The sequence below is a fragment of the Citrobacter sp. SX206 genome, assembly GCF_024181025.1.
GTDB lineage: Bacteria > Pseudomonadota > Gammaproteobacteria > Enterobacterales > Enterobacteriaceae > Citrobacter > Citrobacter youngae.
The window spans coordinates 4,632,413-4,651,948 of sequence record NZ_CP049738.1 but is presented as its reverse complement, the minus strand read 5'-3'; the positions used below and the strand labels follow the sequence as shown (position 1 = coordinate 4,651,948).

General features: G+C 52.5%; 18 protein-coding genes. 10 read left to right on the top strand and 8 right to left on the bottom strand.

Going from position 1 to position 19,536, the window contains the following annotated elements:
• Positions 1 to 606 precede the first annotated feature (606 nt).
• The 9 genes from rpmH to G8S19_RS22375 all read left to right on the top strand — a co-directional run bounded on the left by rpmH (position 607) and on the right by G8S19_RS22375 (position 8,266).
• Positions 607 to 747, top strand: a complete 141-nt coding sequence (rpmH, locus tag G8S19_RS22415; protein WP_003023858.1) for a 50S ribosomal protein L34 — start codon at positions 607 to 609, stop codon at positions 745 to 747.
• A 17-nt stretch (positions 748 to 764) separates the two neighbouring features.
• Positions 765 to 1,124: a ribonuclease P protein component gene (gene rnpA, locus G8S19_RS22410; RefSeq protein ID WP_003844432.1), complete on the top strand. Its 360-nt coding sequence runs from the start codon at positions 765 to 767 to the stop codon at positions 1,122 to 1,124.
• Entirely contained in the window at positions 1,088 to 1,345 is a 258-nt protein-coding gene (yidD, locus tag G8S19_RS22405) for a membrane protein insertion efficiency factor YidD (protein WP_003023846.1), read from the top strand. The genes rnpA and yidD overlap by 37 nt, the downstream gene beginning before the upstream one ends.
• A 2-nt stretch (positions 1,346 to 1,347) precedes the next feature.
• Positions 1,348 to 2,994 (top strand): membrane protein insertase YidC, encoded by a 1,647-nt coding sequence (yidC, locus tag G8S19_RS22400; protein ID WP_048213774.1) that lies wholly within the window; start codon positions 1,348 to 1,350, stop codon positions 2,992 to 2,994.
• Between the two features lie 105 nt (positions 2,995 to 3,099).
• Positions 3,100 to 4,464: a tRNA uridine-5-carboxymethylaminomethyl(34) synthesis GTPase MnmE gene (mnmE, locus tag G8S19_RS22395; protein ID WP_003844431.1), complete on the top strand. Its 1,365-nt coding sequence runs from the start codon at positions 3,100 to 3,102 to the stop codon at positions 4,462 to 4,464.
• Positions 4,465 to 4,646: 182 nt separating this feature from the next.
• Positions 4,647 to 5,828 (top strand): MFS transporter, encoded by a 1,182-nt coding sequence (locus G8S19_RS22390; protein ID WP_101742129.1) that lies wholly within the window; start codon positions 4,647 to 4,649, stop codon positions 5,826 to 5,828.
• Positions 5,797 to 6,756 carry an HTH-type transcriptional regulator YidZ gene (gene yidZ / locus G8S19_RS22385; protein WP_253685889.1) on the top strand — a complete coding sequence of 320 codons (960 nt, stop codon included), beginning with the start codon at positions 5,797 to 5,799 and terminating at the stop codon, positions 6,754 to 6,756. Before G8S19_RS22390 ends, yidZ begins: the two co-directional genes overlap by 32 nt.
• 166 nt (positions 6,757 to 6,922) lie before the next feature.
• The gene (locus G8S19_RS22380) at positions 6,923 to 7,669 is read left to right on the top strand and encodes a 4'-phosphopantetheinyl transferase superfamily protein (RefSeq protein ID WP_253685887.1); all 747 of its coding nucleotides are present in this window, start codon (positions 6,923 to 6,925) and stop codon (positions 7,667 to 7,669) included.
• Positions 7,670 to 7,699: 30 nt separating this feature from the next.
• A complete protein-coding gene (locus G8S19_RS22375) occupies positions 7,700 to 8,266 on the top strand; it encodes an NADPH-dependent FMN reductase (RefSeq protein ID WP_048213778.1) in 567 nt (188 codons plus the stop codon).
• A 54-nt stretch (positions 8,267 to 8,320) separates the two neighbouring features.
• Here the strand turns inward: G8S19_RS22375 and adeP are convergent, their stop codons facing one another.
• Positions 8,321 to 9,658, bottom strand: coding sequence for an adenine permease AdeP (adeP, locus tag G8S19_RS22370; protein WP_048213779.1), 1,338 nt, complete (start codon positions 9,656 to 9,658; stop codon positions 8,321 to 8,323).
• A gap of 166 nt (positions 9,659 to 9,824) precedes the next feature.
• Between adeP and yieH the strand changes: the two genes are divergently transcribed.
• Positions 9,825 to 10,490 (top strand): 6-phosphogluconate phosphatase, encoded by a 666-nt coding sequence (yieH, locus tag G8S19_RS22365; protein WP_115644232.1) that lies wholly within the window; start codon positions 9,825 to 9,827, stop codon positions 10,488 to 10,490.
• Positions 10,491 to 10,604: 114 nt separating this feature from the next.
• Here the strand turns inward: yieH and phoU are convergent, their stop codons facing one another.
• The 7 genes from phoU to glmU all read right to left on the bottom strand — a co-directional run bounded on the left by phoU (position 10,605) and on the right by glmU (position 19,198).
• Positions 10,605 to 11,330 carry a phosphate signaling complex protein PhoU gene (gene phoU / locus G8S19_RS22360; RefSeq protein WP_003023824.1) on the bottom strand — a complete coding sequence of 242 codons (726 nt, stop codon included), beginning with the start codon at positions 11,328 to 11,330 and terminating at the stop codon, positions 10,605 to 10,607.
• Positions 11,331 to 11,344: 14 nt separating this feature from the next.
• Complete coding sequence (gene pstB, locus G8S19_RS22355) at positions 11,345 to 12,118, bottom strand: phosphate ABC transporter ATP-binding protein PstB (protein WP_003023821.1); 774 nt, start codon at positions 12,116 to 12,118, stop codon at positions 11,345 to 11,347.
• Positions 12,119 to 12,164: 46 nt separating this feature from the next.
• Positions 12,165 to 13,055: a phosphate ABC transporter permease PstA gene (gene pstA, locus G8S19_RS22350; protein WP_101742132.1), complete on the bottom strand. Its 891-nt coding sequence runs from the start codon at positions 13,053 to 13,055 to the stop codon at positions 12,165 to 12,167.
• On the bottom strand, positions 13,055 to 14,014 hold the full coding sequence (gene pstC / locus G8S19_RS22345) for a phosphate ABC transporter permease PstC (RefSeq protein ID WP_048213782.1): 960 nt from the start codon (positions 14,012 to 14,014) through the stop codon (positions 13,055 to 13,057). The genes pstA and pstC overlap by 1 nt, the downstream gene beginning before the upstream one ends.
• A 262-nt stretch (positions 14,015 to 14,276) precedes the next feature.
• Positions 14,277 to 15,317: a phosphate ABC transporter substrate-binding protein PstS gene (gene pstS / locus G8S19_RS22340; RefSeq protein ID WP_048213783.1), complete on the bottom strand. Its 1,041-nt coding sequence runs from the start codon at positions 15,315 to 15,317 to the stop codon at positions 14,277 to 14,279.
• A 334-nt stretch (positions 15,318 to 15,651) separates the two neighbouring features.
• Positions 15,652 to 17,481: a glutamine--fructose-6-phosphate transaminase (isomerizing) gene (gene glmS / locus G8S19_RS22335; protein WP_048213784.1), complete on the bottom strand. Its 1,830-nt coding sequence runs from the start codon at positions 17,479 to 17,481 to the stop codon at positions 15,652 to 15,654.
• A gap of 346 nt (positions 17,482 to 17,827) precedes the next feature.
• Positions 17,828 to 19,198 (bottom strand): bifunctional UDP-N-acetylglucosamine diphosphorylase/glucosamine-1-phosphate N-acetyltransferase GlmU, encoded by a 1,371-nt coding sequence (glmU, locus tag G8S19_RS22330; RefSeq protein WP_048213785.1) that lies wholly within the window; start codon positions 19,196 to 19,198, stop codon positions 17,828 to 17,830.
• Positions 19,199 to 19,536: the final 338 nt, after the last annotated feature.

Below are 19,536 nucleotides of genomic sequence, written 5' to 3'. Positions count from 1 at the left end.
GGCGGACTCCACTCGAACAAAAGTCGATAAATGACAAAGGCTGAAACATTCATGATTGTTGACGCACATCGACAAGACCCTATGCAAAGGGTGACGTGCGAATTGCTATCTGCAATTTTTACCCGATCAGGATCCATTGAAACGATCGGGACCGCGGATCATAGCGTAAACTGAGAAAGAGATCTTCTGTTTCTCACAGATTCTTCCCGATTTATCCACAGGATGATCCAGAATCGGCTAAGTGTAAACGATCCTGGAGAAGTGCTGCAGGTTTTCGCGCGCATATTGAAAAAATTAATGAGTAAAGATGCTTTACTGCTTAAACGATCTAATAAAGATCCCGTGCGATCCTTGCGCTTTATCCACCAGCCCGTATAATTCTTACCCCCAGCGAGTAACGGTCGCCTTACGGCGTCAACGCTGCCTGTTTTTTACACAAAACCACGTGAAAAAAAACGGGATATAAGGAAAGAGAATTGACTCCGGAGTGTACAATTATTACAATCCGGCCTCTTTAATCACCCACACTGTGGCGTAAGTCGTTCGAAATTCGTTCGGGTATACGCAAAAGTCAGTGAATTTATTCAAGTTTAGGTAGAAATCGCCATGAAACGCACTTTTCAACCGTCTGTACTGAAGCGCAACCGTTCTCACGGCTTCCGTGCTCGTATGGCAAATAAAAATGGTCGTCAGGTTCTGGCACGTCGTCGTGCTAAAGGCCGTTCTCGTCTGACCGTTTCTAAGTAATAAAAGCTAGCCCCTGAGTGGTTAAGCTCGCATTTCCCAGGGAGTTACGTTTGTTAACTCCCACTCATTTCACATTCGTCTTCCAGCAGCCACAACGGGCTGGCACGCCGCAAATCACCATCCTCGGCCGCCTGAATTCGCTGGGGCATCCCCGTATCGGTCTTACCGTCGCCAAGAAAAATGTTAAACGTGCGCATGAACGTAATCGGATTAAACGTCTGACGCGTGAAAGCTTCCGTTTACGTCAGCACGAGCTTCCAGCAATGGATTTCGTGGTGGTGGCGAAAAAAGGGGTTGCTGACCTCGATAACCGTGCTCTCTCGGAAGCGTTGGAAAAATTATGGCGTCGCCATTGTCGCCTGGCTCGCGGGTCCTGATAGCCCTCATTCGGGTCTATCAACGCCTGATCAGTCCGCTGCTTGGGCCGCATTGCCGTTTCACTCCAACCTGTTCGAGCTACGGAATTGAGGCATTGCGCAGGTTTGGAGTGATAAAAGGCAGTTGGTTGACGGTGAAACGCGTATTAAAATGCCACCCTTTACACCCTGGTGGTGACGATCCCGTCCCGCCCGGACCATTTGATACCAGAGAACACTAACGATGGATTCGCAACGCAATCTTTTAGTCATCGCTTTGCTGTTCGTGTCTTTCATGATCTGGCAAGCCTGGGAGCAGGATAAAAATCCGCAACCTCAGGCCCAACAGACCACGCAGACAACGACCACCGCAGCGGGTAGCGCCGCCGACCAGGGCGTACCGGCCAGTGGCCAGGGGAAACTGATTACGGTTAAAACTGACGTGCTTGATCTGACCATCAACACCCGTGGTGGTGATGTGGAACAGGCTTCACTGCCAGCTTACCCGAAAGAACTGGGTTCTACCGAACCGTTCCAGTTACTGGAAACCACGCCACAGTTCATCTACCAGGCACAAAGTGGCCTGACAGGTCGTGACGGCCCGGATAACCCGGCTAACGGCCCGCGTCCGCTGTACAACGTCGAAAAAGACGCGTTTGTACTGGCTGACGGTCAGAACGAACTGCAGATCCCGATGACCTATACTGACGCAGCGGGTAACACATTCACTAAAACGTTTGTACTCAAGCGTGGTGAATATGCTGTCAACGTTAACTACAGCGTGCAGAACGCCGGCGAAAAACCGCTGGAAGTCTCCACCTTTGGTCAGCTGAAGCAATCCATCAATCTGCCATCTCATCGTGACACCGGTAGCAGCAACTTTGCGCTGCACACCTTCCGTGGCGCGGCGTACTCCACGCCAGATGAGAAGTATGAGAAATACAAATTCGACACCATTGCTGACAACGAAAACCTGAACGTCAATGCTAAAGACGGTTGGGTTGCAATGCTGCAACAGTATTTCGCCACGGCATGGGTTCCGCGTAACGACGGCACCAACAACTTCTATACCGCTAACCTGGGTAACGGCATTGCCGCTATCGGCTATAAATCACAGCCGGTATTGGTACAGCCTGGTCAGACTGGCGCGATGACCAGCACCCTGTGGGTCGGCCCGGAAATTCAGGATAAAATGGCGGCCGTTGCACCGCACCTGGATCTGACCGTGGATTACGGCTGGTTGTGGTTCATCTCTCAGCCGCTGTTCAAACTGCTGAAATGGATCCATAGCTTCCTGGGTAACTGGGGCTTCTCCATCATCGTTATCACCTTTATCGTTCGTGGCATCATGTACCCGCTGACCAAAGCGCAGTACACCTCCATGGCGAAGATGCGTATGCTGCAGCCGAAGATTCAGGCAATGCGTGAGCGTCTGGGTGATGACAAACAGCGTCAGAGCCAGGAAATGATGGCCCTGTACAAAGCTGAGAAGGTTAACCCGCTGGGCGGCTGCTTCCCGCTGATCATCCAGATGCCAATCTTCCTGGCGTTGTACTACATGCTGATGGGCTCCATTGAGCTGCGTCATGCGCCGTTCGCGCTGTGGATCCATGACCTGTCCGCACAGGACCCGTACTACATCCTGCCGATCCTGATGGGCGTGACGATGTTCTTCATTCAGAAGATGTCTCCGACCACCGTGACCGACCCGATGCAGCAGAAGATCATGACCTTTATGCCGGTCATCTTCACCGTGTTCTTCCTGTGGTTCCCGTCAGGTCTGGTGCTGTACTATATCGTCAGCAACCTGGTAACCATTATTCAGCAGCAGCTGATTTACCGTGGTCTGGAGAAGCGTGGCCTGCATAGCCGCGAGAAGAAAAACTCCTGATTCGGTGTAGGCCGGATTAGGCGAAGCCGCCATCCGGCAAACGGAACATAAAGTAAAGGGCGGTCATTAGACCGCCTTTTTTATTGCATTAAGAAGAGACAAACCATGAGCCATAACGACACCATCGTCGCTCAGGCCACCCCACCGGGACGTGGTGGCGTGGGTATCCTGCGTATCTCCGGCCTGAAGGCGCGCGAGGTCGCAGAAACCGTACTGGGGAAACTGCCAAAACCGCGTTATGCCGATTATCTGCCGTTTAAAGACGCGGATGGCAGCACGCTGGATCAGGGGATTGCCCTGTGGTTCCCCGGCCCGAACTCCTTTACCGGCGAAGACGTTTTAGAGCTTCAGGGCCACGGAGGTCCGGTGATTCTTGACCTGCTGCTCAAACGTATTCTGACCATTCCCGGGCTACGCATTGCCAGACCAGGTGAATTCTCCGAGCGAGCTTTTCTCAATGATAAGCTCGATTTAGCCCAGGCCGAGGCCATTGCCGACCTGATCGATGCCAGCTCAGAGCAAGCCGCTCGCTCGGCGCTGAATTCGTTGCAGGGCGCATTTTCCGCACGGGTAAATCATCTTGTGGAAGCGCTCACTCACCTGCGCATCTATGTCGAAGCGGCGATTGATTTCCCGGATGAAGAAATCGACTTCCTGTCTGACGGCAAGATTGAAGCCCAGCTCAATAGCGTTATCAGCGATCTTGATGCCGTTCGTGCCGAAGCGCGTCAGGGCAGCCTGCTGCGCGAAGGGATGAAGGTAGTCATTGCCGGTCGCCCTAACGCCGGGAAATCGAGCCTGCTGAACGCGCTGGCTGGCCGTGAGGCGGCTATTGTGACCGATATTGCGGGGACGACTCGCGACGTGCTGCGTGAGCATATTCATATCGACGGTATGCCGCTGCACATCATCGACACTGCTGGTTTGCGCGATGCCAGCGATGAAGTTGAACGCATTGGTATCGAACGTGCGTGGCAGGAAATCGAACAAGCCGACCGTGTGCTGTTTATGGTGGATGGCACCACCACCGACGCCGTGGACCCGGCTGACATCTGGCCAGACTTTATTGCCCGTCTGCCAGCCAAACTGCCAATTACCGTGGTACGTAACAAAGCGGATATTACCGGTGAGACGCTGGGCCTTAGCGAAGTAAATGGCCACTCACTGGTTCGCCTCTCCGCACGTACCGGTGAAGGTGTTGACGTACTGCGTAACCATCTCAAACAGAGCATGGGCTTTGAAACCAATATGGAAGGTGGCTTCCTGGCGCGTCGTCGTCACCTGCAGGCGCTGGCAGAAGCGGCGGAGCATCTCGAGCAGGGTAAAGCTCAACTGCTTGGCGCATGGGCCGGAGAATTGCTGGCAGAGGAGTTGCGTCTGGCGCAGCAAAACCTCAGTGAGATCACCGGGGAATTTACCTCCGACGATCTGCTGGGACGGATTTTCTCCAGCTTCTGTATTGGTAAGTAATGTTGTATTGCCCGGTGGCGCGATGCTTACCGGGCCCACAGGCCCCGTAGGCCGGATAAGGCGTTTATACCGCCATCCGGCAACAACAATTTCCCATGCGGAAATCACTGTTGTCCAAATGGCAACTCGCACAGACAACCCTCTCCCCGTATTCTTAGCGCCACTTTCCTCATGAGGTCGCTATGACACGCTTTCTAATCTGCAGTTTTGCCCTGGTTCTCCTCTATCCCGCCGGTATTGATATGTATCTGGTGGGATTGCCCCGTATTGCTGCCGATTTACAGGCCAGCGAGGCGCAGTTGCATATCGCGTTTTCGGTTTATCTGGCGGGAATGGCGACGGCGATGTTGTTCGCCGGAAAAATTGCTGACCAGTCGGGTCGTAAACCGGTCGCCATTGTCGGTGCCCTCATTTTTATTGTCGCCTCCTCGCTGTGTTCGTTCGCCGAAAGCGGTACCCCGTTTCTCGCAGGCCGCTTTATTCAGGGTGTGGGCGCCGGCTGCTGTTATGTGGTGGCTTTCGCCATCCTGCGCGATACGCTCGACGATCGTCGCCGGGCGAAGGTACTGTCGTTGTTGAACGGTATTACCTGTATCGTGCCGGTGCTGGCTCCGGTGATGGGGCATCTGATCATGCTCAAATACCCGTGGCAGAGCCTGTTCTACACGATGATGGGCATGGGCGTGGTCGTTTGCCTGCTGTCGGTGTTTATCCTGCGAGAATCGCGCCCAGCGACGCTCTCGACCTCTACGCAGAGCGATCATCGCGCAGAGTCGCTGGTAAACCGTTTTTTCTTAAGCCGTCTGGCCATTACCACCCTCAGCGTGTCGGTGATCCTGACCTTCGTGAATACGTCTCCGGTGCTGCTGATGGAAGTTATGGGCTTCGACCGCGGCGAGTACGCCACTACCATGGCCATGACCGCAGGCATCAGTATGGCGGTCTCTTTCTCTACGCCATTCGCACTGAGTATTTTTAAACCCCGCATCCTGATGCTGACTTCACAGGTCTTGTTCCTGGCTGCGGGCATCGTGTTAATCCTTGCCAGTACGCACGCGGTAACGTTGTTCGGGTTAACCTTAATCTGCGCCGGATTCTCGGTCGGTTTCGGCGTTGCCATGAGCCAGGCGCTGGGGCCGTTCTCGCTGCGCGCAGGCGTCGCCAGCTCGGCATTAGGCATTGCCCAGGTTTGCGGTTCATCGCTATGGATTTGGTTGGCTGCCATCCTCGGTCTCGACGCACTGAATATGCTGATCGGGATTCTGATTGGCTGTAGCATAGTGAGTATCATGCTGATTATCACTGTTGCACCAAACCGGCCCACACCAACTCATGAAGAAATCCCTCAGCAGTCTCGATCTTAATTTACTGCTCTGCCTGCAACTCCTGATGCAGGAACGCAGCGTCACTAAAACCGCCAAACGGATGAACGTCACGCCGTCGGCGGTCAGCAAATCGCTGTCGAAGCTGAGAGCCTGGTTTGACGATCCATTGTTTGTGAATACCCCGCTTGGGCTGACGCCAACGCCGCTGATGCTCAACATGGAACAGAGCCTGGCGGAGTGGATGCAGATGGGCAATCAATTGCTCGATAAGCCACACCATGAAGCACCACGTGGGCTGAAGTTTGATTTAGTGGCTGAAACGCCGCTGGTGATGATCATGTTTAACGCGCTCTCCCAACAGATCTACCAACGTTATCCACAGGCAACGATCAAAGTGCGCAACTGGGATTACGATTCGCTGGATGCCATTATCCGTGGCGAGGTGGATATCGGCTTTACCGGACGTGAAAGTCACCCGCGCTCGCGTGAATTACTGAGTCTGCTACCGTTATCGATCGACCACGAGGTCCTGTTTTCCGATCTCCCCTGCGTCTGGTTGCGTGAAGACCACCCGGCATTACAGGAAGAGTGGAATCTGGAAACATTCCTGCGCTATCCCCATATCAGCATTAGCTGGGAGCAGAGCGACACCTGGGCGCTGGACGATGTGCTTCAGGAGATGGGGCGTGCGCGTAACATCGCATTGTGTCTGCCAGGCTTTGAGCAGTCGCTGTTTATGGCCGCGCAGCCCGATCACGCATTGATAGCCACCGCCCCGGTCTATTGTCAGCGTTACAATCAACTCCACCAGCTTCCGCTCGTTGCGCGGCCGATGCCATTTGATACGGCGCAACTGGAAAAAATGCGCGTCCCGTTCACCCTACTTTGGCATAAACGCAACAGCCACAATCCTAAGATCGTATGGCTGAAAGAGACGATCAAGGCACTCTATCGCGAGATGTCATGAAGATCCTTTGCTATATTGTTGTTTTATTAACCTCCCTGGCGCTGGAAATGTAAATGTCGCGTAATGTATCCCGATTCCGTTTACTTTTTGGGCAGTAAAGCCTGCCTGGAAGCCGCGTAAATGTTACTCTGATAATAATCACGGACCATTAATCACGGAGCGAAAAATGGCGACACATTTTGCCAGAGGGATTCTTACGGAGGGACACCTGGTTTCAGTTCGTCTCCCTACTCCATGTCACATTGAAGCAAGAGATCTGCCCGCTCACCGCCGAACACGCTTCCTGGCCTCCCGAAGTCTTCTCGCAGAACTGATGTTCATGCTATACGGCACCAGCACATTGCCCGAGATTGTTACTGAGGCGAAAGGTAAGCCCGTTTTTCGCGATAAAAACCTGCCTGGCTTTTCGATTTCCTATGCCGGGAATATTGTCGGCGTCGCGCTTACCACAGAAGGTTCATGCGGTCTGGATATGGAGCTTCAGCGGGCAACTCGCGGGTTCCATACCCCGAATGCCACAGATTCCTACCGCTTTTCCAGTAACGAAAACCTGTGGATCAATAATCAAAACGACCCCAATGAAGCGCGTGCGCAGCTCATAACGTTACGCCAGAGCGTTCTCAAGCTCACTGGCGACGTGTGCAATGACGATCCACGTGAACTCCAGCTGTTACCGGGTGCGGGCCGTCTGAGATGTGCTCACGTTACGCAGATAGAAGCCATTTGCGATGCCGAAGATGTGCTGGTGTGGTCGGTCGCGGTCACGCCAACCATTGAAAAACTCAACGTTTGGGAGTTTGATGGTAAACAGGACTGGAAAAGCTTGCCTGATATCCAGACACGCGCCAATGAGCCAACGGGTCGCCTGATCCGGTTCTCACAATTATGCGCAGCGAAGAGCCATACGCTTTGATTTAACCTTCATGATGAAACAGGAGTAACCATGTCTGAAACATTGAATGTTGTTACGTTACTGGGGAGCCTGCGCAAGGGTTCGTTTAATGGAATGGTTGCCCGTACGCTGCCAAAAATTGCCCCCGCGGGGATGGAAGTGAATGCATTACCGTCGATTGGGGATATTCCTCTGTACGATGCCGACCTCCAGCAGGAAGAGGGTTTTCCGGCAAGTGTAGAAGCGCTGGCGGAACAAATCAGGAAGGCTGACGGCGTCGTTATCGTCACACCGGAATACAACTATTCTGTTCCTGGCGGGCTGAAAAATGCCATCGACTGGCTATCCCGCCTGCCCGATCAACCATTATCCGGCAAACCGGTGCTGATCCAGACCAGCTCCATGGGCGCCATTGGCGGCGCGCGCTGCCAGTATCATCTGCGTCAAATCCTGGTGTTCCTCGACGCGATGGTAATGAACAAGCCGGAATTTATGGGCGGCGTGATTCAGAATAAAGTGGACCCGCAGGCGGGTGAAGTGATCGACCAAAGCACGCTGGACCATCTGACCGGTCAGCTGACCGCATTTGGCGACTACATTCAGCGCGTGAAAGCCTAAAAGAAAAAGCCCGCCAGCAACGATGCCTGGCGGGCCGTTGTCCAGACCGATATTTTAGTGCGCGTCGATAAACACAATCTTCAGTACAAACAGCAGCGCGACAACGATGACGCACGGGCTGAGATCGCGGAAACGTCCGGTACCTATTTTCATCACGCAGTAAGAGATAAAGCCCAGCGCAATACCTTCGGTGATCGAGAAGCTAAACGGCATCATCACGGCGGTAATAAACGCTGGAACCGCTTCAGTCAGGTCATCCCACTTCACGCGCGACAGGCTTGATGTCATCAGGACACCAACGTAAATCAGCGCACCTGCGGCGGCATATCCCGGCACCATTCCCGCCAACGGCGACAGGAAGATAACCAGCAGGAACAACAGACCGACAACGACCGCGGTCAGGCCGGTACGCCCACCAACAGAAACCCCGGAAGAAGACTCAATATAGGCGGTAACGGAGGAGGTACCGATAAACGCGCCGGTAACAGACGACACGCTATCGACAAACAGCGCCTGCTTCATGCGTGGGAACTTGCCCTTCGCGTCTGCCAGACCGGCTTTATCCGTCACGCCAATCAGGGTACCGGAGGAGTCAAACAGGTTCACCAGCATGAACGAGAAAATCACGCCCGCAAGGCCAATGTTAAACGAACCGGCCAGGTCAACATGCCCGATAACCGACATCACGCTCGGCGGCGCGGAGACGATCCCGCTGTAATGGACATCACCCAGCATCCAACCCAGCAGCGTGGTCACGATGATAGAGATCAGCACCGCCGCATGAATATTACGTGACGCCAGAATCGCGATGATAAAGAAGCCCAGAATGCCGAGCAGTACGCTGTGGGACGTCAGATTGCCGATAGATACCAGCGTGTCTTTGTTGGCGACGATAACGCCGGCGTTTTTCAGCCCCATCATACCGATGAACAGACCGATACCGCTGGTGATCCCCACGCGCAGGCTCACCGGGATATTGGCAATCATCCAGTAACGTACGCGGAAAATGGTCAGCAGCAGCAGACCTATCGCACCCCAGAAGATTGCGCCCATACCTATCTGCCATGACAGGCCCATCGCGCCAACGACCACGAAGGCAAAGAATGCGTTCAGGCCCATAGCAGGTGCCAGCGCAACCGGCAGATTGGCAAAAAGCCCCATCAGGATGCTACCAAATGCAGCAATAAGGCAGGTGGTAACAAAGACGGCGCTGGTATCCATGCCAGCCACGCCAAGAATTTGCGGGTTAACAAAAACGATATACACCATCGTCAGGAAGGTGGTTAAACCGGCGATCACTTCGGTCCGTGCCGTTGTGCCATGCTCGCGCAGTTTGAACACGCGTTCCAGCATCCCCTGGCCAGAAGCCTGGGTTGTGTGTTGTTGACTCATTATCAATTTCCGAACAAGGAGGGAAAATTCGTCGCTATCCTATACCAAAATGCGACAATAGGGTTGGGTTATGAGCAACTTTTTTCATTGATTTTGCTTATACGGCAACGATTGCGTGGCGTAAATAAGCATGACGTAAACGTTAAACTAGCGATAAGAGGAAGGCATGTCCCAGATAGAAGCGGTATTTTTTGACTGCGACGGTACGCTGGTCGATAGTGAAGTGATCTGTTCCCGGGCGTATGTCGCCATGTTCCAGGAGTTTGGTATCAAACTCGATCTCGAAGAGGTGTTTAAACGCTTTAAAGGCGTAAAACTCTACGAAATCATCGATATCATCAACGAAGAGCACGGCGTTACGCTGGCGAAAGCCGATTTAGAGCCCGTTTACCGCGCAGAGGTCGCACGCCTGTTCGACTCGGAACTGGAGGTTATCGCTGGGGCAAATGCTCTGCTGGACAGCATGACAGTGCCAATGTGCGTGGTCTCAAACGGTCCGGTCAGCAAAATGCAGCATTCGCTGGGTAAGCTGGGCATGCTGCACCATTTTCCTGATTTACTATTCAGCGGCTACGATATCCAACGCTGGAAGCCCGATCCGGCCCTGATGTTCCATGCGGCAAAAGCAATGGACGTTAACGTTGAGAACTGCATTCTGGTTGATGATTCCAGCGCAGGCGCGCAGGCGGGAATTGCCGCCGGGATGGAAGTGTTCTACTTCTGTGCCGATCCGCATAATAAACCGATCGAAAACCCAAAAGTCACGACCTTTACCGATCTGGCACAGTTGCCGGAATTGTGGAAGGCGCGGGGTTGGAACATCGTCGGTTAAACCGTAGGCCTGATAAGCGGAGCGCCATCAGGCAGCATTACGCAGAATGCCGGATGGCGGCGTAACGCCTTATCCGGCCTACAACAGCGGCGCCGGGGGTTCCCGGCGGACCGCTTATTCTTTAGGATCTTTGCCCGCCAGCAGCTTATCCAGCTCATCGCCGCCCACATGACGGAAGTCTTGTCCCTTCACGAAATAGAAGATGTATTCGCAGATATTCTGGCAGCGGTCACCAATACGCTCGATAGAACGTGCGCAGAACAGCGCAGTCAGCACACTTGGAATGGTACGCGGGTCTTCCATCATGTAGGTCATCAGCTGGCGCACAATGCCTTCATATTCCTGGTCGACTTTCTTATCTTCGCGATAAATACGTACCGCTTCGTCGAGATCCATACGCGCAAACGCATCCAGCACGTCATGCAGCATTTGTACGGTGTGACGACCCAGCGATTCCAGACTTACCAGCAGCGGCTGATGCTGTTGCGAGAACTTCTCCAGCGCGGTGCGGCAAATTTTGTCCGCCACATCACCAATACGCTCCAGCTCAGCGATAGTTTTGATAATCGCCATCACCAGACGCAGGTCGCTGGCGGTAGGTTGACGCTTGGCGATGATACGCACGCAGGCTTCATCGATCGCCACTTCCATCATGTTGACGTTTTTATCGCCTTCAATGACGCGCTTCGCCAGTTCGCTGTCCTGATTATGCATGGCGGTAATCGCATCAGAAAGCTGCTGCTCTACCATGCCACCCATAGTCATCACCTGGGTACGGATGCTTTCCAGCTCTGCATTGAACTGGCCGGAAATATGTTTATTAAGGTTAAGGTTATCCACAACAAGCTCCTGAATCAGCCGTAACGACCGGTGATGTAGTCTTCAGTTTGTTTCTTCGCGGGCTTGGTGAACAGATCGTCCGTGTTGCTGAACTCAATCAACTCGCCCAGGTACATAAATGCCGTGTGATCGGAACAACGCGCTGCCTGTTGCATGTTGTGGGTAACGATAACAACGGTGTAATCTTCTTTCAGCTCAGTGATCAGCTCTTCAATACGCCCGGTAGAAATCGGGTCGAGCGCTGAACATGGCTCATCAAGCAGTAGCACTTCCGGGCGAATGGCGATACCACGCGCAATACACAGACGCTGCTGCTGACCACCGGAGAGAGAGTACCCGCTCTGGTGTAATTTATCTTTGGTTTCATTCCACAGTGCGGCCTTGGTCAATGCCCACTGCACACGTTCGTCCATATCCGCACGCGAGAGTTTCTCAAACAAACGTACGCCAAACGCGATGTTGTCGTAGATAGACATTGGGAACGGCGTCGGCTTCTGGAACACCATGCCGACTTTGGCACGCAGCAGCGCGATGTCCTGGGTGTTGGTGAGAATATTGTCACCATCCAGCAGGATTTCACCTTCCGCACGCTGCTCCGGGTACAGTTCAAACATTTTGTTGAAGGTACGCAGCAGCGTCGATTTACCACAGCCAGAAGGCCCGATAAACGCCGTGACCTGGTTTTTCGCGATATCCAGGTTGATGTTCTTCAGGGCATGGAATTTGCCATAGTAGAAGTTCAAATCACGAACCTGAATTTTACCCGGGGCAGTATCAACCATACTCATTTCAATCTTTTCCTCATCCGGCGCCGCATCAGCCACGCCGTAAAAATTAACCGTGTTTCTTCTTCGCGAAAATGACTCGCGCCAGAATGTTCAGCAGCAGTACGCACAGGGTAATAATCAGTACCCCGGCCCAGGCCAGTTGCTGCCACTCAGCAAACGGGCTCATCGCAAACTTAAAGATAGTGACCGGCAGGTTGGCTATAGGCTGCATCATGTCAGTGCTCCAGAACTGGTTGGAGAGCGACGTAAACAGCAGCGGAGCCGTTTCACCTGCAATACGGGCAATTGCCAGCAGAATACCGGTAATAATGCCCGATACAGACGCCTTCAGGGTGATTGCAGAAATCATCTTCCACTTCGGCGTACCCAGCGCATAGGCGGCTTCACGCAGGCTATCCGGAACCAGTTTGAGCATGTTCTCAGTGGTACGAATAACGATAGGTACCTGCAGCAACGCCAGCGCAATCACGCCCGCCCAGCCGGAGAAGTGTTCCATTTTTGCTACCACGATGGTGTAAACGAACAGACCGACCACGATGGATGGTGCAGAAAGCAGAATGTCGTTGATAAAACGGATGACCTCAGCCAGCCAGGACTTACGCCCATACTCAGCCAGGTAGATACCCGCCATAATACCGAGCGGGGTACCAAACACGGTCGCCCACAGAATCAACAGACCGCTACCGGCCAGGGCGTTCGCCAGACCACCACCTGCCGTATTCGGCGGCGGCGTCATTTCGGTGAACAGCGCCAGCGACATACCGTCAATACCGCGGGTGATCGTGGACATCAGGATCCAAATGAGCCAGAACAGACCGAACGCCATGGTCGCCATAGAGAGCGTCAGCGCGATGCGGTTTTTCAGACGACGACGCGCCTGCATTTTACGGCGGGATTCCGCAAGCTGAGCGGTGTTTTGCATTTCAAGCGTAGCCATTAGCGTGCCCCCTCGTTCTTCGCAAGGCGCATGATCATGAACTTAGATGCCGCCAGCACGATGAAGGTGATCACAAACAGAATCAGACCGAGCTCCATCAACGCGGCAACGTGCAGCCCAGATTCCGCTTCGGCAAATTCATTCGCCAGCGCAGAGGTAATACTGTTGCCCGGCATGTACAGCGAGGCGCTATCGAGCTGGTAGGTGTTACCGATGATAAAGGTCACCGCCATGGTTTCACCCAGCGCGCGACCCAGACCCAGCATTACGCCGCCAATGACACCATTTTTAGTGAACGGCAGAACGATACGCCAGATAACTTCCCAAGTGGTACATCCGATGCCGTAGGCCGACTCTTTCATCAGCACCGGCGTTTGTTCGAACACATCACGCATAACTGCCGCAATGTACGGGATGATCATGATGGCGAGGATCACGCCAGCAGCCAGAATACCGATACCAAATGCCGGGCCAGCAAACAGTGCGCCAACAAACGGAATGTTGGAAAGAATATTACCGACCGGCTCCTGGAAATACGTCGCAAACAGCGGGGCAAAGATAAACAGGCCCCACATGCCGTAAACGATACTCGGGATCGCCGCCAGCAGTTCAATAGCGATACCCAGCGGACGTCTCAGCCAGCCAGGTGCAAGTTCCGTCAGGAACAAAGCAATGCCGAAACTCACCGGGACGGCGATCAGCAGTGCGATAAGTGAGGTGACCAGCGTACCGTAAATCGGTACCAGTGCGCCGTAGATATCATTTGGCGCATCCCAGTCTTTGGTCCAAAGGAATGAGAAACCAAATTTCTGGATGCTTGGCCAGGAGGAGATGATCAGAGAGACAATAATGCCACCCAACATCAATAGCACAATCAGCGCAGCCAGTTTTACCAGCGCGCTGAAGATCATGTCACCCTTTTTACCCGGTGGGTTAAAAGCAGGCTTGGTTGCAGCCATAAATCACTCTTTAAGTTTGGGCCAGGAAGCGCGCATTTTATCGTGCTTCCCAGCTAACGTAATGCCATACCCTAAATAATTCGAGTTGCAGCAAGGCGGCAAGCTTGTGACAAATTCGTCAGGAACGAATTTGAACAGCCGGAGGCTGCCTTCGGTGAGGGACAAGGATGTCCCTCATTCATCCCCAGGAGCATAGATTTACTATGTGACTGGAGTGAACAAGCGCAGCCAACACAGCTGCGGCTCGAAGTATGACGGGTATTTAGTACAGCGCTTTACCGCTGCTGTCTTTCACGTTGGTCTTCCATGCAGCACGAATCTGCTCAACCACGCTGTCCGGCAGGCTGGCGTAATCCAGGTCGTTGGCCTGTTTGCCGCCATTTTTGTACGCCCAGTCAAAGAACTTCAGCACTTCAACGCCCTGCTCAGGCTTCTTCTGCTCTTTGTGAACCAGGATGAAGGTGGTGGAAGTGATTGGCCACGCATTGTCACCTTTCTGGTTAGTCAGATCCTGAGCGAAGGTTTTGCTCCAGTCAGCGCCTTTAGCTGCATTAGCAAAGTTTTCTTCTGTCGGGCTTACCGGCTTACCATCAGCAGTAACCAGTTTGGTGTATGCCAGGTTGTTCTGCTTAGCATAAGCGTACTCAACGTAGCCGATAGAGCCTGGCAGACGCTGGACGAACGCAGCGATACCGTCGTTACCTTTACCGCCCAGACCGGTCGGCCAGTTCACAGTAGAGCCTGCGCCAATTTTAGATTTCCACTCTTCGTTCACTTTCGCCAGGTAGCTGGTGAAGACGAAGGAGGTACCGGAACCATCTGCACGACGTACAACGGCAATGTTCTGAGAAGGCAGCTTCAGACCCGGGTTCAGTTTGGTGATGGCTTCATCATCCCACTTCTTAATTTTGCCGAGGTAGATATCGCCCAGAGTTTTACCATCAAGCACCAGCTCTCCGGACTTCAGGCCCGGGATATTCACCGCCAGCACCACACCGCCGATCACTGTCGGGAACTGGAACAGACCTTCCTGAGCCAGCTTCTCGTCAGATAACGGCGCATCAGATGCACCGAAATCAACGGTATTTGCGGTAATTTGTTTTACACCACCGGAGGAGCCGATACCCTGGTAGTTTACTTTGCTACCGGTCTCTTTCTGATAAGTATCAGCCCATTTGGCATACACTGGCGCAGGAAAAGTTGCACCAGCACCTGTCAGGCTCGCTGCAGCAAAGGCAGAGAACGCGCTCATAGATAAGGTCGCGGCGACAACAGTTGCGACAGTGGTACGCATAACTTTCATAATGTCTCCTGCACGGTTTTCGTAAATTGTTGTTTGAGTTGCTACTGTGAGCAAAATAGGACAAACAGGTGACAGTTAAATGTACGAAATATGACAATTTTATGACAATGAAAAATAATGCGCCAAGAACAATTAAAAATTGTATAAAAACAGTAAGTTAACAGATTGTATGACAATCATATTTCGGCAAAATTTTCTTTTTATGACACTGAAAACAGTAGCTGAAGATGACGGTTTGTCACATAAAACAGGCGGGATAATTGATTAAAAACAGAACGCGTTTAAAAAAATGCCCCGCTTTGAGCAGGGCATTTTCAGTTCAGCGAGGTATCGCTTATTCCACGGTAACCGACTTCGCCAGGTTACGCGGCTGGTCCACGTCAGTACCTTTAATCAGCGCCACATGATACGCCAGCAGTTGCAGCGGAACGGTATAGAAGATCGGTGCAATCACCTCTTCCACATGCGGCATCTCGATGATATGCATATTTTCATTACTGATAAATCCTGCATCCTGATCGGCGAAGACGTACAACTGGCCGCCACGGGCACGCACTTCTTCAATGTTGGATTTCAGTTTTTCCAGCAACTCGTTGTTCGGTGCAACCACGATAACCGGCATATCCGCGTCAATCAGCGCCAGCGGACCGTGCTTCAGCTCACCAGCGGCATACGCTTCTGCGTGAATATAAGAAATCTCTTTCAGCTTCAGGGCGCCTTCCAGCGCAATGGGGTACTGATCGCCACGACCAAGGAACAGTGCATGGTGTTTGTCAGAGAAGTCTTCCGCCAGTGCGGCAATACGCTTGTCCTGTGACAGCATCTGCTCAATACGGCTCGGCAGCGCCTGTAACCCGTGAACAATCTCTTGTTCAATAGTCGCATCCAGACCTTTCAGACGAGCCAGCTTCGCCACCAGCATTAGCAGAACAGTCAGTTGGGTGGTAAATGCTTTCGTGGAGGCCACGCCGATTTCGGTCCCGGCATTGGTCATCATCGCCAGGTCAGATTCACGTACCAGAGAAGAGCCTGGAACGTTACAGATTGCCAGCGACCCCAGATAGCCCAGCTCTTTAGATAAGCGCAGACCCGCCAGGGTATCCGCCGTTTCACCGGACTGAGACAGGGTAATCATCAAACTGTTACGACGCACAGCGGATTTGCGATAACGGAACTCAGAAGCAATTTCCACATCACAAGGAATGCCGGCCAGCGACTCAAACCAGTAGCGGGATACCATGCCTGAGTTGTATGAGGTGCCGCAGGCAATAATCTGGATATGCTCGACCTGAGACAGCAACGCATTGGCATTAGGGCCAAGCTCACTTAAATCCACTTCGCCATGACTGATACGCCCGGTCAGCGTATTTTTTATCGCGTTCGGTTGCTCATAGATCTCTTTCTGCATGTAGTGGCGATAAATACCTTTTTCGCCCGCGTCGTATTGCAGATTAGATTCAATATCCTGACGTTTAACTTCCGCGCCAGTCTTGTCAAAAATAGAGACTGAACGACGCGTTACCTCGGCGATATCGCCCTCTTCCAGGAAGATAAAGCGACGGGTTACCGGCAGCAGAGCCAGCTGGTCGGAAGCGATAAAGTTTTCACCCATGCCCAGACCGATAACCAGCGGGCTACCAGAACGCGCCGCCAGCAGAGTTTCTGGATTACGGGTATCCATGATCACTGTGCCGTAGGCACCGCGCAGCTGCGGAATAGTACGCAATACCGCCTCACGCAGTGTACCGCCCTGTTCCAGCTCCCAATGCACCAGGTGAGCAATCACTTCGGTGTCGGTTTCAGAAACAAAGGTATAGCCACGCGTTTTCAACAGCTCACGCAGTGGTTCATGGTTTTCGATGATGCCGTTATGCACCACCACAATGTGTTCAGAAACATGAGGATGCGCGTTCGCTTCTGAAGGTTCACCGTGTGTCGCCCAACGGGTATGAGCGATACCTGTACCACCATGCAACGGATGTTCTTCCGCAGCAGCAGTCAGCATCTGCACTTTACCCAGACGACGCAGACGGGTCATGTTACCTTCAGCATCGACGACGGCCAGACCGGCTGAGTCATAACCACGATATTCCAGACGACGTAAACCTTCGAGAAGGATTTCAGCTACATCACGCTGCGCGATAGCGCCAACAATTCCACACATATTTTTTGATTCCGAATTTAGGCATTATGCCTGTCGTTGTCGCTGACCTGTTTCCCCTTCGTCTTTCACTCCGCAGCTACGTTGGCTACGCTTGCTCACTACGGTCACTTACTTTAGTAAGCTCCCGTAGATTCCCAAGCTTGCCGCCTTGCTACAGCGCGAAATACTTTGGGTAATACCCTTTCCGGGCGCCCCGAGCCTTGTAGAGAGTGGGGTTATTTTTATGGTACTGCTTGTTGAGCGGAGGATTATGTTATCCCCTCATCTCTTGTCTGCCTGATGGCACTCACGCTTATCAGGCCTACAGAACGTCATCGCACGTAGGCCGCCATCCGGCAAAAATCACTTACTTTTTCTTAACCGGGCGCTGCCAACCTTGTTTATGGACCTGCGGTACACGGCTTAATACCAGTTCGTTATCAGCGATATTACGCGTCACTGTGGTTCCAGCGGCGATCGTCGCGCCTTTACCCACGGTGACAGGCGCCACCAGTTGAGTATCCGAACCCACAAACACATCATCACCAATAATGGTTTTAAATTTATTAGCACCATCGTAATTGCAGGTGATCGTCCCCGCGCCGATGTTCACGTTATCGCCAATTTCAGCATCGCCCAGATAGGTCAGATGACCGGCTTTAGAACCTTTACCCAGACGCGCTTTTTTCATTTCGACGAAGTTGCCCACGTGTGCGCCTTCCTGCAGCTCAGCACCCGGACGCAGACGCGCAAAAGGCCCGATAGTACAGGCCGCTTCCAGATGGGCATCTTCCACCACGCTGTACGGGCTAAGCTCACAGCCATCGCCAATTACGCTATTTTTGATAATGCAGCCAGTACCAATCTTGACGCGATCGCCAAGGGTTACGTTACCTTCAATGATAACGTTAGTATCAATTTCAACATCGCGCCCGTGAATAAGCGAACCGCGAAGATCAAAACGTGCGGGATCGCGTAACATAACGCCAGCTAACAGCAGTTTCTCTGCTTGTTCGGACTGATAGACACGTTCAAGACGGGATAACTGAAGGCGGTTGTTCACCCCTTCGGTTTCGCTAATACGTGCCGGATGTACCGCAGCAATTTCACGACCTTCCTGGTACGCCATCGCAATGATATCGGTGATGTAATATTCACCCTGCACGTTGTTGTTGGTCAGTTTAGATAACCAGCGCTTCATATCAGCGCCATTGGCAATCAGGATGCCGGTGTTAATTTCCTGGATCTTGCGTTGCTCGTCGGTCGCATCTTTATGCTCAACGATGCCAGTAACGCTGCCGTTATCACGCGTAATGCGCCCATAGCCGGTTGGGTCGTCCAGTTTTACGGTTAATAAGCCAATACCCCCCTGAGGTTTAGCATCGCGCAGGCGGCGTAACGTTTCAGTGGAGATTAACGGCACATCGCCATAGAGCATTAAAATGTCTTCGTCATCACCAAAGAACGGTGCAGCCTGCTGCATAGCATGACCGGTTCCCAACTGCTCTGCCTGCAGAACCCAGTTCAGATTGCCATCTTTCAACGTCTGCTGAAGCAAATCACCACCGTGCCCGTAGACCAGGTGTACATGAGTTGCGCCTAATTCATTAGCGGCATCAATAACATGCTGCACCATCGCTTTTCCTGCGAGAGTGTGCAGCACTTTAGGAAGATCGGAATACATACGTGTACCTTTGCCTGCGGCAAGGATCACGACGCTCATAGCATTATTCAACATACACATCCTGACTGTCATTTGAGAACGAATTTATACCCTTTCATATTGAAAATACTACATTTTTTTCATCATGAAATGGGCCGAAGATAAAACGTTCAATAGGGGAAAATCCCTAACTATTAACTCACTATTTTCGACTATATCGGCGCCTTTTGTCTCCCAAAAACCAGGAGCATGCTCTTATTAAAGCCTTAGGTTAATGTTTTTGCTATTTTTTTACCGCATGAATAAAGAGTTACACATGCAAAGTCCGATTTTATTTATGTGATTCAGTAAGAAACCGAAAATGCGTACGCGAAAATAAAAAGTTGAGGGAGAAGAGGAGGAAGAGAGGATCT

What these genes read in the sequence shown, in the direction of transcription:
- rpmH (WP_003023858.1), top strand. Translation starts at nt 607, where the DNA reads ATGAAACGCACTTTTCAACCGTCTGTACTGAAGCGCAACCGTTCTCAC.
- yidD (WP_003023846.1), top strand. Translation starts at nt 1,088, where the DNA reads ATGGCGTCGCCATTGTCGCCTGGCTCGCGGGTCCTGATAGCCCTCATT.
- yidC (WP_048213774.1), top strand. Translation starts at nt 1,348, where the DNA reads ATGGATTCGCAACGCAATCTTTTAGTCATCGCTTTGCTGTTCGTGTCT.
- mnmE (WP_003844431.1), top strand. Translation starts at nt 3,100, where the DNA reads ATGAGCCATAACGACACCATCGTCGCTCAGGCCACCCCACCGGGACGT.
- G8S19_RS22390 (WP_101742129.1), top strand. Translation starts at nt 4,647, where the DNA reads ATGACACGCTTTCTAATCTGCAGTTTTGCCCTGGTTCTCCTCTATCCC.
- yidZ (WP_253685889.1), top strand. Translation starts at nt 5,797, where the DNA reads ATGAAGAAATCCCTCAGCAGTCTCGATCTTAATTTACTGCTCTGCCTG.
- G8S19_RS22380 (WP_253685887.1), top strand. Translation starts at nt 6,923, where the DNA reads ATGGCGACACATTTTGCCAGAGGGATTCTTACGGAGGGACACCTGGTT.
- G8S19_RS22375 (WP_048213778.1), top strand. Translation starts at nt 7,700, where the DNA reads ATGTCTGAAACATTGAATGTTGTTACGTTACTGGGGAGCCTGCGCAAG.
- adeP (WP_048213779.1), bottom strand. Translation starts at nt 9,658, where the DNA reads ATGAGTCAACAACACACAACCCAGGCTTCTGGCCAGGGGATGCTGGAA.
- yieH (WP_115644232.1), top strand. Translation starts at nt 9,825, where the DNA reads ATGTCCCAGATAGAAGCGGTATTTTTTGACTGCGACGGTACGCTGGTC.
- pstB (WP_003023821.1), bottom strand. Translation starts at nt 12,118, where the DNA reads ATGAGTATGGTTGATACTGCCCCGGGTAAAATTCAGGTTCGTGATTTG.
- pstA (WP_101742132.1), bottom strand. Translation starts at nt 13,055, where the DNA reads ATGGCTACGCTTGAAATGCAAAACACCGCTCAGCTTGCGGAATCCCGC.
- pstC (WP_048213782.1), bottom strand. Translation starts at nt 14,014, where the DNA reads ATGGCTGCAACCAAGCCTGCTTTTAACCCACCGGGTAAAAAGGGTGAC.
- pstS (WP_048213783.1), bottom strand. Translation starts at nt 15,317, where the DNA reads ATGAAAGTTATGCGTACCACTGTCGCAACTGTTGTCGCCGCGACCTTA.
- glmS (WP_048213784.1), bottom strand. Translation starts at nt 17,481, where the DNA reads ATGTGTGGAATTGTTGGCGCTATCGCGCAGCGTGATGTAGCTGAAATC.
- glmU (WP_048213785.1), bottom strand. Translation starts at nt 19,198, where the DNA reads ATGTTGAATAATGCTATGAGCGTCGTGATCCTTGCCGCAGGCAAAGGT.